At 70.7% G+C, this 12,315-nt stretch carries 13 protein-coding genes and 1 pseudogene; 9 read left to right on the plus strand and 5 right to left on the minus strand.

Annotated features, from left to right (window positions below; all coding sequences use genetic code 11):
- Positions 1–201 precede the first annotated feature (201 nt).
- Positions 202–582 (plus strand): nuclear transport factor 2 family protein, encoded by a 381-nt coding sequence (locus tag OG390_RS04720; protein WP_406165182.1) that lies wholly within the window; start codon positions 202–204, stop codon positions 580–582.
- Positions 583–645: 63 nt separating this feature from the next.
- Here OG390_RS04720 and OG390_RS04725 read toward each other — a convergent pair whose 3' ends face one another.
- Positions 646–1,575 (minus strand): AraC family transcriptional regulator, encoded by a 930-nt coding sequence (locus OG390_RS04725; RefSeq protein ID WP_406165184.1) that lies wholly within the window; start codon positions 1,573–1,575, stop codon positions 646–648.
- Positions 1,576–1,930: 355 nt separating this feature from the next.
- On the opposite strand from OG390_RS04725, the gene OG390_RS04730 reads away from it, so the two are divergent.
- Positions 1,931–2,134: a hypothetical protein gene (locus OG390_RS04730; RefSeq protein WP_406165186.1), complete on the plus strand. Its 204-nt coding sequence runs from the start codon at positions 1,931–1,933 to the stop codon at positions 2,132–2,134.
- A 10-nt stretch (positions 2,135–2,144) separates the two neighbouring features.
- Here OG390_RS04730 and mgrA read toward each other — a convergent pair whose 3' ends face one another.
- Entirely contained in the window at positions 2,145–3,134 is a 990-nt protein-coding gene (mgrA, locus tag OG390_RS04735; RefSeq protein ID WP_406165188.1) for an L-glyceraldehyde 3-phosphate reductase, read from the minus strand.
- A gap of 125 nt (positions 3,135–3,259) precedes the next feature.
- Between mgrA and OG390_RS04740 the strand changes: the two genes are divergently transcribed.
- The 3 genes from OG390_RS04740 to OG390_RS04750 all read left to right on the plus strand — a co-directional run bounded on the left by OG390_RS04740 (position 3,260) and on the right by OG390_RS04750 (position 6,268).
- On the plus strand, positions 3,260–4,153 hold the full coding sequence (locus OG390_RS04740; RefSeq protein WP_406165190.1) for a LysR substrate-binding domain-containing protein: 894 nt from the start codon (positions 3,260–3,262) through the stop codon (positions 4,151–4,153).
- Positions 4,154–4,252: 99 nt separating this feature from the next.
- Entirely contained in the window at positions 4,253–5,740 is a 1,488-nt protein-coding gene (locus OG390_RS04745; protein ID WP_406165192.1) for a carotenoid oxygenase family protein, read from the plus strand.
- Between the two features lie 27 nt (positions 5,741–5,767).
- Positions 5,768–6,268: a DUF664 domain-containing protein gene (locus OG390_RS04750; protein WP_406165194.1), complete on the plus strand. Its 501-nt coding sequence runs from the start codon at positions 5,768–5,770 to the stop codon at positions 6,266–6,268.
- Between the two features lie 81 nt (positions 6,269–6,349).
- Here the strand turns inward: OG390_RS04750 and OG390_RS04755 are convergent, their stop codons facing one another.
- The gene (locus OG390_RS04755) at positions 6,350–7,420 is read right to left on the minus strand and encodes an adenosine deaminase (RefSeq protein WP_406165196.1); all 1,071 of its coding nucleotides are present in this window, start codon (positions 7,418–7,420) and stop codon (positions 6,350–6,352) included.
- A 55-nt stretch (positions 7,421–7,475) separates the two neighbouring features.
- Complete coding sequence (locus OG390_RS04760; protein WP_406165198.1) at positions 7,476–7,874, minus strand: VOC family protein; 399 nt, start codon at positions 7,872–7,874, stop codon at positions 7,476–7,478.
- A gap of 176 nt (positions 7,875–8,050) precedes the next feature.
- Between OG390_RS04760 and OG390_RS04765 the strand changes: the two genes are divergently transcribed.
- From OG390_RS04765 to OG390_RS04780, 4 genes and pseudogenes are all read left to right on the plus strand, one after another.
- Positions 8,051–8,818 carry a phosphatase PAP2 family protein gene (locus OG390_RS04765; RefSeq protein ID WP_406165200.1) on the plus strand — a complete coding sequence of 256 codons (768 nt, stop codon included), beginning with the start codon at positions 8,051–8,053 and terminating at the stop codon, positions 8,816–8,818.
- On the plus strand, positions 8,772–9,833 hold the full coding sequence (locus OG390_RS04770) for a sodium-dependent transporter (RefSeq protein ID WP_406165202.1): 1,062 nt from the start codon (positions 8,772–8,774) through the stop codon (positions 9,831–9,833). Before OG390_RS04765 ends, OG390_RS04770 begins: the two co-directional genes overlap by 47 nt.
- Positions 9,834–9,906: 73 nt before the next feature.
- A pseudogene (locus tag OG390_RS04775) lies at positions 9,907–10,616 on the plus strand (dienelactone hydrolase family protein).
- A gap of 539 nt (positions 10,617–11,155) precedes the next feature.
- The gene (locus OG390_RS04780; RefSeq protein WP_406178349.1) at positions 11,156–11,293 is read left to right on the plus strand and encodes a hypothetical protein; all 138 of its coding nucleotides are present in this window, start codon (positions 11,156–11,158) and stop codon (positions 11,291–11,293) included.
- A gap of 42 nt (positions 11,294–11,335) precedes the next feature.
- Here the strand turns inward: OG390_RS04780 and OG390_RS04785 are convergent, their stop codons facing one another.
- Entirely contained in the window at positions 11,336–12,241 is a 906-nt protein-coding gene (locus tag OG390_RS04785; RefSeq protein WP_406165204.1) for an aldo/keto reductase, read from the minus strand.
- Between the last annotated feature and the right edge of the window lie 74 nt (positions 12,242–12,315).

The following is a 12,315-nucleotide window of genomic DNA, read 5'->3' on the forward strand; positions in this document are numbered from 1 at the left end:
TCTCTTGGCATATGCGCAGCTTGGTTTGGCCGAAACGGAGCTGGCAGCGCCGACGCCCCGCGCTCGGGCCATTACCCCTGGGGTAATCGACGCCCCCGACGGCGCCCGGCATGGTGGTCGCACCGGATCCCAGCGGGACACGACACGCCGGGATTCGGCCCCGTGACCAGCAGGTACGACCTCGATGGAGGCTGATTCACCATGTCCGCGACCAACGACCGTTACGAGACCGCCGTCGCCCGCTACTTCGAGGCCTGGAACGCGGGCGAGCAGGACGCGCTGACGAAGGCGGTCACCGCCGCCTGGACCGCGGACGGCACCTACACCGACCCGCTGGCCGACGTCCACGGGCACCAGCAGATCGCGGCCGTGATCGCGGCTGCGCACGAGCAGTTCCCGGGGTTTGCGTTCCGGCCGCTGGGCGCGGTCGACGGCCACCACGACATCGCCCGCTTCGGCTGGGAGCTGGTCAACGAGGCGGACGGCTCGGCACCCGTTGCCGGGTTCGACGTGATCACGCTGGACGGCGAGGGTCGCATCCGGAGTGTGCACGGGTTCCTGGACCGCGTTCCGACGGCCTAGGCCGGGGCGACGGTCCGCGATGAGTGCCCGCTCGGCTCATGGTCACCGACCCGAGGGGGCCGCTCAGCTCGTGGCCGCCGCCCGCACCGCGTCCCGATAGCGCCTCGGCGCAATACCGGTCGTGCGCTTGAAGGCATTGCTGAACGCGCTCTCGGACGTGTAACCGACCTTCTGGGCCAGGGCCGACACGGATGTCTCCCCGTCCCGCAGGGCGCGCCGGGCCAGGCTCATTCGCCAGTCGAGCAGATAGGTCAGCGGTGGCACACCGGCCACGGCGCGGAACCGCTGCGCGAAGGTGGTGCGGGACATGGCCGCCGCCCTGGCAAGTTCCTCCAGCTGCCAGGGACGGCCCGGCTCGGCGTGCATGAGACGCAGGGCCGGGGCGATGCGGTCGTCGGCGAGGGCCCGCAGCCGGCCGGCCGGGAGCGCCTCGGCGTCCGCCAGGTAGGCGCGCAGGACCTGGACGAACATGAGCTGGGCGAGCTGGTCCGCCGCGAAGTCGGCACCGGCCCGCCCTGCCGTCAGTTCGCGCAGCAGCTGGTCGAGCAGCCAGCGCAGCACGGGCGCCTCCGCCGCGGCCGCGCGGACGTGCATCAGCGGCGGCAGCGCGTGCAGCAGCAACTCCTCGCCCGAGCGCCCCAGTTCGACATGGCCGCCGACGGAGACGACCTCCTCACCCTCGCCGAGGTGGACCATGGGCTCCGGCGCGTCCGCGAAGAGCCTCGACGCGTCCACCGGCTCCAGCGCCGGATCACTGGAGACCACGAAGGGGCGGCTGCCGTCGAAGACCGCCGCATCGCCGGGCTCCAGCAGCACGGCCTCCGGCATACCGTCGAGCGCCACCCAGAAGCTGCCCTTGACGACGGCGGTGATCTTGAGCCGGTCCGGCCGGGGGAACCGCAGCGCCCACTGCCCCCCGGCGGTGAACCCCCCGGAGATCACACATCGTGCGTCGGTGAGCGCGAGGGTGTCGGAAAGCGGGTCGACTGACATATCCGTACTATCGCGCAAGTAATGCGGACTCACAAGCATTCATCGTACGGATTGCCGGTTCTCGCCCGTCCTGTTCGACGATCCGCACTTCGAGCACCACGCGTACGACCGCTGGGTCGCCTACGGTCAGTCGAAGACTGCCAACATCCTCTTCGCCCTCGCGCTCGACGAGCGCGGCAGGGCGGACGGCATCCGCGCCTTCTCCCTGCATCCGGGCAGCATCGTCGACACCGGCCTGAAGAGGTATCTCGCGGAGGAGGACCTGAAGGCCGTCGGTGTCCTCGATGATGACGGCGAGCCGATCCTGGACCCGGACCGGCAGCTCAAGAACGTCGAGCAGGGGGCGGCCACCAGCGTGTGGTGCGCCACCAGCCCCCTGCTCGACGGAATGGGCGGTCTCTACTGCGAGAACAGCGACGTCGCGCCACCGATGCCGCCGGCGGAGGGACGCGACTGGACCCTCATGAACAGGTCGTGGAAGGCCGGAGTGCTGCCCTACGCCATCGACCCCGAGGCGGCCGACCGGCTGTGGGAGCTCAGCGAGCGCCTCACCGCCTGACCAGTGGGCGTCACGGCTTGATGATCGCGTCGATCCGGGCGAGCTCGTCCGGATCGAACTCCAGGTTGCCGACGGCCGTGACGCTGTCCTCCAACTGCCGCGGGCTGCTCGCGCCGATCAGCGCGGACGTCACCCGGCCGCCGCGCAGCACCCAGGCCAGCGCCAGCTGCGCCAGGGACTGCCCACGCGACTTGGCGATCTCCTCGAGGGCACGCAGCTGTCGTACGAGATCCACGGTGACCGTGTCGGCGCTGAGGAACGGGCTGTCGCTCGCCGCGCGCGAACCCTCCGGGATGCCGTCGAGGTATCGGCCGGTCAACAGGCCCTGCTCCAGCGGCGAGTAGGCGATGGAGCCCACCTGGAGCTCGTCCAGCACGTCGAGGAGCCCTTCCTCGGGGCGGCGGTCGAGCATCGAGTAGCGCGGCTGGTGGATGAGCAGCGGGGTGCCCAGTTCGCCCAGGATGCGGGCGGCTTCGCGGGTCTCCTCCGGCGAGTAGTTGGAGACGCCGACGTACAGCGCCTTGCCCTGCTGTACCGCCGAGTGCAGGGCGCCCATCGTCTCCTCGAAGGGAGTCTGCGGGTCGGGGCGGTGCGAGTAGAAGACGTCCACGTAGTCCAGGCCCATCCGGGCCAGGCTCTGATCGAGCGAGGACAGCAGGTACTTGCGCGAGCCCCATTCGCCGTACGGGCCCGGCCACATCAGGTATCCCGCCTTGGTGGAGATGACCAGCTCGTCGCGGTACGACGCGAAGTCGGCCTTCAGGGCGTCGCCGAGGGCCGACTCGGCGGCGCCGGGCGGCGGCCCGTAGTTGTTCGCGAGGTCGAAGTGCGTCACGCCGAGGTCGAAGGCGCGGCGCAGGATCGCGCGCTGGGTCTCCGCCGGCCGGTCGGGGCCGAAGTTGTGCCACAGGCCGAGCGACAGCGCGGGGAGCTTCAGACCGCTGCGTCCGGTGCGCCGGTAGGGCATGTCCGCGTAACGGTCGGGGTGTGCGGTGTACAACGCGTACTCCTGAAGGCCGGGAAAACAGGTCTCCACTCTCGCGCGCGCCCGGGCAGCGGTCCAACGGGAGAATCGGATGGGATTCAGCGATGACGCTTCTCAATCAGCGGCTACGCTTGCCCCTCATGGAACTGCGCCACCTTCAGCACTTCGTCGCGGTCGCCGAGGACCAGCACTTCACCCGGGCGGCGGAGCGACTCATGGTGTCGCAGTCCGGCCTGTCGTCGTCGATCCGCGCACTGGAGCGGGAGCTGCAGGCCCCGCTGTTCGTCCGCACCACCCGGCGCGTCACCCTCACGGAGGCCGGTCGCGCGCTGCTGGCCGAGGCGGAGCGGATCCTCGCCCAGGTCCGCTCGGCGCACGACGCGGTGGCCGCCGTGCAGGGCGTGCTGCGCGGCACGCTCTCCCTGGGCACCGAACAGTGCATCGCCGGAGTGCACGTGGCGAGGCTGCTCGCCGCGTTCCGGCGGCGCCATCCCGATGTCGAGATCCGGCTGCGGCAGGCGGGGTCCGGAGCGCTGGCCGAGGAGGTCGCCGCGGGCCGTCTCGATCTGGCCTTCGCCGTCAAGACACAGGCCGACACCGACCAGCTGCGTTCGGTCCCGCTGACCCGCGAGTCGATGACCGTGCTCTGCCATCCCACGCACCACCTGGCGACCGCCGCCGCGCTCACGCCGGAGGAGCTGGGCGGCGAGGCCTTCGTCGACTTCCACCCCGACTGGGGGCCGCGCCGCACCACGGACGCCGCCTTCGCGGCAGCGGGCGTGCACCGGACCGTGACCCTTGAGGTCAATGACGTGCACAGCCTTCTGGAGCTCGTCCACGAGGACCTCGGGATCGCCGTCGTACCGCGGCACTTCGGCCTCAAGCGCGAGGCCGGCGATCTCACCGCCCTCCCCCTCAAGGCCGCCTCCGACACGTCGTACGAGACCGTCGCCATGCTGCCGCCGCCGGAGGCCACCAGTCCGGCGGCGCGGGCGCTGATGGGTCTTCTCGACACCTCGCAAGAGGGGGGCTGACGCCACCCCCGAAAGAGCCCCAGCACTCCTGACCAGGCCGGTCCGTCGCCGCAGACTCGTGAACGTCCGGCACGAGACCTGCGAGGCGGGAGTACCGAGATGACGGATCACACACGGCGGACGGTCCTGCGGGGCGCGGCGGTCACGGCGGCGGGGGGGCTGATCGGCGGCATCGGCGGCCGAGCGGCGGCCGCCCCACTCCGCGCACAGGACAGCAGGCATTACCCCTTCCTGGAGGGGGCGTTCAAGCCCGTCACCGAGGAGCTGTCGGCGTTCGACCTGCCGGTCACCGGACGGATCCCGCGCGAACTGAACGGCCGATTCCTGCGAAACGGCCCCAATGTCCTGGGACTTGAGGACCCTCGCGCCCACCACTGGATGCTCGGCGAGGGCATGGTGCACGGCGTGCGACTGCGCGACGGCCGTGCCGAGTGGTACCGCAACCGCTGGGTCCGCTCGTCGTCGGTGGCCAAGAAGCTGGGCGAGCCCTACCCCGAGCCCTTGCCGCCGGAGGACTTCCCGTGCAACACCCATGTGATCGGCCTGGGCGGACGGATTCTGACGCTCCAGGAGAGCGGACCCCTTCCGTACGAACTCGACCACGAGCTCAACACTGTGGGTACGTACGACTTCCGGGGGACCCTCAAGGGGGCATTCACCGCACACACCAAGTTCGACGCGGCGGCCGGCGAACTGCACGCGATCGCCTACTACCCGACCTGGGACCACGTCCGGCACCACGTCATCGATCACACGGGCCGGGTCGTGCGGACCACGAGGATCCCGGTGGCGGACGGGCCGATGATGCACGACTTCGCACTCACCGAGAAATACGTCGTGCTCTTCGATCTGCCCATCACCTTCGACCCCGCGGCCGCGGAGCGCGGCGACCTCGTCCCGTACATCTGGAAAGAGAAACACCCGATGCGCGTCGGCCTGCTGCCACGCGCGGGCGGCAGGGTCCGCTGGTTCGAGGTCGAGCCGGTCTACTACTCCCACACCCTGAACGCCTATGACGAGGGCTCGTCCGTGGTCGTCGACATGACGACCTACCCGGCACCCTTCCAGGTCGCGGGCCGCGGCTCCGGCGGAGCCTACGGAGCGGGTACCGCCTCGCTCGAACGCTGGACCGTCGACCTGGCCCACGGTCGCGTACACACCAGGACGATCGACGACCGCCCGCAGGAATTCCCGCGCGTCCACGAGGCGTTGGTGAGCCGGCGGCACCGGTACGCCTACACCGCGGCCGCCGCCGACATGACGCTCGCGTACATGACGGCCGACGGAAATCCGCCCGACCGCGCCTTCAGCAACGCGCTGATCAAGCACGACCTGTTCCGAGGGACCACGCAGGTGCACCGCCTGCCGCGGGACGCCGCCGCGGGGGAAGCCGTCTTCGTCCCGTCGGCGGGGGCGAAGACCGAGGACGACGGCTACGCGATCGCGTACGTGCACAACCCCGATCGAGGGGCGGCCGACCTGGTGATCCTGGCCGCCCAGGACTTCACGGGTGAGCCGGTCGCCCGGATCCATCTGCCGGGCCGGGTGCCGCTGGGCTTCCACGGCAGCTGGATTGCGGACGCGTGAGGCGCCGCTGTGCGCGATGGTGGACGCATGCATGCGAAGGACATCCTCATCGACGCGTACAGCCGCATCCAGGAAGAAGTCCATGCCGCGGTCGAAGGTCTGGACCCGGACGACCTCAATGCCCGGCCCGCCGAGACCGCCAACTCCATCTCATGGCTGATCTGGCATCTCACCCGGATCCAGGACGACCACGTCGCCGACGCCGCGGAGCTCGACCAGGTCTGGCTGGCGCAGGGCTGGGAGAAGCGCTTCGGGCTCGATCTGCCCCGCCGGGACACCGGGTACGGTCACACCGCGGCGAAGGTGGCCAAGGTGCGGGTCGAGTCGGGTGACCTGCTGATCGGCTACTACGACGCGGTGCACGAACAGAGCCTGGAGTTCGTACGCGGGCTGACCGCCAAGGACTTGGAGCGCGTCGTGGACGAGCGCTGGACCCCGGCCGTCACCCTCGGCGTACGGCTGGTGAGCGTCCTGGCCGACGATCTGCAACACGTCGGCCAGGCCGCGTACGTCCGCGGGCTGCTCTGAGGCTCGACCCGCGGACGGGTTCCTCTCGTGCGCGGCCCGCGGACGGGGTTTCTCTGGTGCGCGGCCTGCACGCGGGACTCCCTAGAGCGCGGCCTCGTAGCCCGGCAGCACCACTTCGCGGATGAGGGCATTGCGCTCGTCGAAGGGGATGAACGCGCTCTTGATCGCGTTCACCGTGACCGTGCGCAGGTCCTCGACACCCCAGCCGGCCTCCTCGACCAGCAGCGACATCTCGCGGGTCATCGTCGTGCCCGACACCAGACGGTTGTCGGTGTTGAGGGTGACCCGGAAGCCCAGGTCGCGCAGGGCGGTGATGGGGTGCTCGGCGATGGAGGTGGCCGCGCCCGTCTGCAGGTTGGACGTCGGGCACATCTCCAGGGCGATACGGCGGTCGCGCACCCAGCCCGCCAGGCGACCGAGCTTGCCGTCGACGATGTCCTCGGTGATGCGGACGCCGTGGCCGATGCGCTGGGCACCGCAGACCTGGAGGGCCTGGTGGATGCTGGGCAGGCCGTGGGCCTCACCGGCGTGGATGGTGAATGGGACGCTCTCGGCGCGCAGGTGCTCGAAGGCGGCCAAATGGTCGGCGGGCGGGAAGCCGTCCTCGGCACCCGCGATGTCGAAGCCGACGACGCCGCCGTCCCGGAACGCCACCGCGAGGTCGGCGATCTCACGGGTGCGGTCGAACATGCGCATGCCGCACAGCAGGGTGCCGACGCGCACGGGGGTGCCGGCGGCGGCCGCCTTGGCCATGCCCGCCGCGAGGCCCTCCTGCACGGTCTCGACGACCTCGGGCAGGGTGAGCCCGCCGTTCACCATCAGCTCCGGCGCGTACCGGACCTCGCCGTACACGACGCCGTCCTCGGCCAGGTCGAGGACGTACTCCTCGGCGGTGCGCAGCAGGCCCTCGCGGGACTGCATCACCGCGAGGGTGTGCTCGAAGGTGGCTATGTAGCGCACCAGGTCGCCGGAGTTGGCGGCCTCGTAGTACCAGTCGGCCAGCGCCTGCGGATCGGTGGTGGGCAGGGTGTGGCCGACCGTCTCCGCGAGCTCCACGAGGGTGGCGGGGCGCAGACCGCCGTCGAGGTGGTCGTGGAGTACGGCCTTGGGGAGGCGGCGGATGGTGTCGGCGTCGATGCGGTGCGCGGTCATGCGTGTCTTTCCTCGGCAGGTTCGGCAGGTGGTGAGCGGCGTTTTCTCGGGTGGCTCAGGCGGTGGTGGCAGGCTCCAGCAGGTCCCAGCGGTTTCCGTACAGGTCCTGGAAGACGACGACGGAGCCGTACGGCTCGTGGCGCGGCTCCTCCAGAAAGGTCACGCCGGCGGCCCGCATCCTGGCGTAGTCGCGGGCGAAGTCGTCGGTGTGCAGGAAGAAACCCACGCGTCCGCCGGTCTGGTCACCGACCCGGCCGCGCTGCGCCTCGTTCTTGGCCCGGGCCAGCAGCAGCCCGCTGCCGCCGGTCTCCGTGCCCGGTTCGACGACGACCCAGCGGGAGCCGTCGGGGCGCGGCGTGTCCTCGACGAGCCGGAATCCGAGAGCGTCGGTGTAGTGGCGGATCGCCTCGTCGTAGTCGTCGACGACGAGGGCGACCAGGGCGATGCGTCTCATCGAGGCCTCCAGGGTTATACGTAACACGTAGCGTACGGCATCCGATCGGGTGCTCCGGGAACGCTCCCCACCCCTTAATCGTCTACAGTTGTGTAGACCGTCTACAGGATTGTAGTCACCACGGGAGTGTGGCCTCTTGCCGCGTCCTTGTGACCACAGGGAAGGGAGCCGCTCCGATGGCCGCAGCCCGGCGCATCGCGCCGCCGCGGGAGGACGCCACGGATCTCGCCGGTTCGGTGGCGGTGGGAAGCGCGGTCGCGTTCGTGCTGCTGACATTGATCCTCATCGGCCGGGACGGCGCGGCACTGTTCGGCGACGAGGCCCTCACCTCCTGGTCGGTAGGACACCGCCCGGATGTGGCCCTCGCCGCGGCACGCGGAGTGACGTACACCGGCACGGGGATCGTTCCCTACGCCCTGGCGGCCGTGGCCGGCCTCGTCCTCGGTCGTACGGCGCGCCGGCGGATCCTCGCCGTCGTCGGCTGTCTCGGCTGCCTGGCCGCCGCGCAAGCCGTGCGGTACGGGGTGATGTCCCTGGTCGCCCGCCCCCGCCCCGCGACGGCTGACTGGGCCACGCACGCCTCCGGCTGGTCGTTCCCCTCGGGCCACACCACCACATCCGCCGTCACCGGCGGACTGCTCATTCTCGCGCTGCTCGCGCGCGCTCCACGCGGGAGAAAGTCGCTCGTCGTGGTCAGCGGCTGCTGGGCCCTGCTGGTCGGACTGTCACGTGTCTACCTGGGAGTTCACTGGTTCTCCGACGTCCTCGGCGGCTGGCTGTTCAGCCTCTGCTGGCTGAGTCTGTGCACTTACCTCTTCGCACGGTTCGCTCCCCGTGCCTGCTCCGCAATATCGGCGCCCCGTCTCCGCCCAGGTCCCACGACGGAAGAGCGCCGCCATGATTCGCACGCCCCACGCGACGTCCCCCCTCACTCCACTCCGTAGCCATCTCGGATGGGCCGTCGGCGCGGCTTATCTCGCCGCCACGACGGTGCCGACCCCGGGCCTGTGGCTGCGCCACACGCACACGCTCGGCGCGGCCGGGGTCCTGGGACTTCCCGAACTCCCTTTCAGAACGCCGCATTTCCTGCTGTCCCTCGTCCTGTTCACCGCAGGTCTCCAAGTGCCCCTGCACGAGCTGCGGGCATTACTCGCGCGCCCCACCGCACTGCTGACCGGGCTCGTCCTCCACCTGGTCGCGCCGTTGCTGATCATCCCGGGGGTCGCGTTCGCGCTGCGGCAGTCGCCCGACACCGACGGGGGCAGTGGCCTGGTCGCGGCGATGATCCTGATCGTCGCCATGCCCGTGGCGGCCGGGGCCACGGTGTGGACCAGCAAGGAGGACGGCGATCAGCCGACGACGGTGGGCCTCGTGCTGGCGTCCACGATCGTCAGCCCCCTGACCACCCCGGTCACGATGACGGCGCTGTGCCCGCTGCTGAGCGGTGAGTACGCCGGCACGCTGGCCGGAGCGGCGCAGTCCGCGGGGAGCGGCTTCGCGCTCACGGGGGTCCTGCTGCCCTGCGGTGCCGGCATCATGTGCCGGCTCGCCCTGCCCCGCCGTCTCATGGACCGGCTCCTCGGCGCGGCGGTCCCCGCGGCGATACTCGCCTCGCTGCTGCTGACGTACATCAATGCCAGCGGCGTCCTCGGCCCCTTCCTCAGCCATCCCGAACCGGTGTTGTTCGCGGCCGCGTTGGCCGTCGCCGCCACCGTCTGCGGGCTGTCGTTCACGCTGGGCCGGATCACCGCGCGCGTACTGCGCCTCGACCCGCCCGCCGGCGCCTCCGTCACGCTGGCCTGCGGGATGAACAACAGCAGCGCCGGCGCGGTCCTCATCACGACGACGCTGCCCGACCGGCCGCATGTGCTACTGCCGGTTCTCGCGTACAGCGTGCTGCAGAAGGTGGCCGCGGGCCGTGTCGTGCGGGCCCGGCGAGGTCGCGGTGCGCGCGCATGACATCGTGGAGATCGACTCGGGGCCGGCCCCGCCGCGCCCCCACCTGACGCTGCCCCCACCAGAATTGAGCGACATGTCCGAGCTGCCGAAGTCGACCGGGCCCCTGCCCATCAGAACGTGACGTTCCCGAGCGCCGGAGGTACGGCGCACGGATATCTGGCGCTGCCGCCCTCCGGGCAGGGCCCCGGCGTGATCGTCATCCAGGAGTGGTGGGGCCTGACCGACCACATCGCGAATGTCTCGGACCGGCTGGCAGCGGAGGGCTTCGTGGCCCTCGCGCCCGACCTGTACGGCGGCAATGTGGCGCACGACAGCGGCGAGGCCTTCCGGATGATGCAGGAGCTGCCGGTCGCGCGTGGCGTCGAGCTGCGCTCCGGCGCGGTCGACCATCTACTGGGCCTGCCCGAGGTCACCTCGGACACGGTGGCGTCGGTCGGCTTCTGCATGGGCGGCGGCTTCGTCCTCTACCAGGCGGCGGCCGACCCACGGGTGAGCGCCGCGGTGCCGTTCTACGGCGTGATCCAGGGCGAACTGCCCGACTTCTCCGGCCTGAAGGCGCAGATCCTGGGCCACTACGGAGAACTCGACACCAGCATTCCGAAAGCGAGCCTGGAGCAGCTGAGCACGGCGATCCAGCAGCAGTCGGGCATCACCCCCGACTTCCGCCTGTACCCCGCCCAGCACGCCTTTTTCAACGACGGCCGTCCCGAGGCGTACGCCCCGGAGTCGGCCGCGCAGGCCTGGGAGAGCACGGTGGCCTTCCTGCACGAGCAGCTGGGCTGAAGGTCCTTCGGCAGCCGCCCGCCCGCGACGATGCCTCGCGGGCGGGCACCGCGACGCCGCCTCCTGGGCAGCAAGTCCGTTGATCTGCACGCTGGTGAGCACGCGTGGCCCTCGCCCTTGGCTTCGCGTCACCGCGAGCATGGCTCGGCCCACCGTGTCCGTCGTGGTCATGTGCCGCGGGAACAGGCGGCGGAGCACCGGGGAGAGCCACGAGGTGGAGGCATACATCAGGCGGTAGGGACGGGTTGCGGCACGGGCGCCCCGCGTGGGCCGGACATAGGACGGCCGGAAGACGTAGGCGCGGAAGGGCAGGGCCAGAAGTGCCTCCTCGGCCCGGCCTTTCACCCTCGACCAGATCGTGGTGCCGGCACTGTCGGCGCCGTGACCCGAGTCGTACACGAAGGTCAGGTTCTCGTTCAGCGGCAACAACGCGCGGGCTGCCGCGAGGGCGTAGTCGTGGGTGACGCGGCTGTACTCGGCCTCGGTCAGCCCTGCCGAAGGGGTTCAGAGCTGTTGTCGTCTGACCGCGTGGGGCGTGCGTGACCGGCGCAGGGGTCTCCTCGGCCCGGTGGGCGGGCAGTGAGCAGTCCGCGCCCTGGGCCGTGTCCAGTTGGGGCACCGACTACACGTACACGAACCTCTCGGACCACTATCCGCTGAGCGCGTACGCGGGCTGAGCGCGTCGGGCCCCTGCGGTGAGCCGGCAGGGGCCCGCGGGCTTACTGCGCCCGCGCGTGGAGCGCGTCGAGGCGGGTCAGCTCGTCGTCCGTGAGACGGAGCGCGCCCGCGGCGACGTTCTCCGCCAGGTGGTCCGGGTTGCCCGTGCCGGGAATGGCGAGCACGTGCGGACCCTGGTGGAGGGTCCACGCCAGCCGGACCTGGGCGGGCGTCGCGTCGTGCGCCCGCGCGACGTCGAGCACGACGTCGTCGGTGGTGCCGCTCGGGCCCAGCGCGCCGCCCTTACCGGCGATCGCGAAGAACGGCACGAACGCGATGCCCTGTTCGCCGCAGGTCCGCAGGAGAACGTCGGTCTCGGGGTCCGGGGAGTCGAGGCCGTACTTGTTCTGGACGCTCACCACTGGCGCGATGGCCAGTGCCTCGGCGAGGTGCCTGGGTTCGACGTCGGAGACGGCCAGGTGCCGAATCAGCCCGGCGTCGCGCAGCTCGGCCAGCGCGCCGAAGTGTTCGGCGATCGAGTCCTGTCGCATACGGCGCAGGTACACCACGTCGAGGTGGTCGCGGCCGAGCTGGCGCAGATTCTCCTCGACATGGCCGCGCAGATCCTCGGGCCGGGCCGAGGCGCCCCACTCCCCCGCATAGTCGCGGAACGGCCCCACCTTGGTGGCGATGACCAGGTCGTCCGCGTACGGGGCGAGCGCGTTGTTGATCAGTTCGTTCGCGGAGCGGAGCGAGGAGAAGTAGAAGGCCGCGGTGTCGATGTGGTTGACGCCCAGCTCGATCGCCCGCCGCAGCACGGCGATCGAGCGCTCGCGGTCGCTCGGTGTGCCGTGGTGGAAGGCCGCGCTGCCCGTCAACCGCATCGCGCCGAAGCCGATCCGATGGACGGTGAGATCTCCGAGTTTCCAAGTGCCCGAGGCTGCAGCATTGATCGTCTCTGAGGTCATCGCGGCAGTTTCGCACACGACTTGCGGATACGTGCGCGCGTTCAACATGCTCACGGCCGACGCGCGGTCAGTCG

This window comes from Streptomyces sp. NBC_00996 (assembly GCF_045162675.1).
GTDB lineage: Bacteria > Actinomycetota > Actinomycetes > Streptomycetales > Streptomycetaceae > Streptomyces.

Coding starts and splice junctions, on each gene's coding strand:
- OG390_RS04720 (WP_406165182.1), top strand. CDS start 202: ATGTCCGCGACCAACGACCGTTACGAGACCGCCGTCGCCCGCTACTTC.
- OG390_RS04725 (WP_406165184.1), bottom strand. CDS start 1,575: ATGTCAGTCGACCCGCTTTCCGACACCCTCGCGCTCACCGACGCACGA.
- OG390_RS04740 (WP_406165190.1), top strand. CDS start 3,260: ATGGAACTGCGCCACCTTCAGCACTTCGTCGCGGTCGCCGAGGACCAG.
- OG390_RS04745 (WP_406165192.1), top strand. CDS start 4,253: ATGACGGATCACACACGGCGGACGGTCCTGCGGGGCGCGGCGGTCACG.
- OG390_RS04750 (WP_406165194.1), top strand. CDS start 5,768: ATGCATGCGAAGGACATCCTCATCGACGCGTACAGCCGCATCCAGGAA.
- OG390_RS04755 (WP_406165196.1), bottom strand. CDS start 7,420: ATGACCGCGCACCGCATCGACGCCGACACCATCCGCCGCCTCCCCAAG.
- OG390_RS04760 (WP_406165198.1), bottom strand. CDS start 7,874: ATGAGACGCATCGCCCTGGTCGCCCTCGTCGTCGACGACTACGACGAG.
- OG390_RS04765 (WP_406165200.1), top strand. CDS start 8,051: ATGGCCGCAGCCCGGCGCATCGCGCCGCCGCGGGAGGACGCCACGGAT.
- OG390_RS04770 (WP_406165202.1), top strand. CDS start 8,772: ATGATTCGCACGCCCCACGCGACGTCCCCCCTCACTCCACTCCGTAGC.
- OG390_RS04785 (WP_406165204.1), bottom strand. CDS start 12,241: ATGACCTCAGAGACGATCAATGCTGCAGCCTCGGGCACTTGGAAACTC.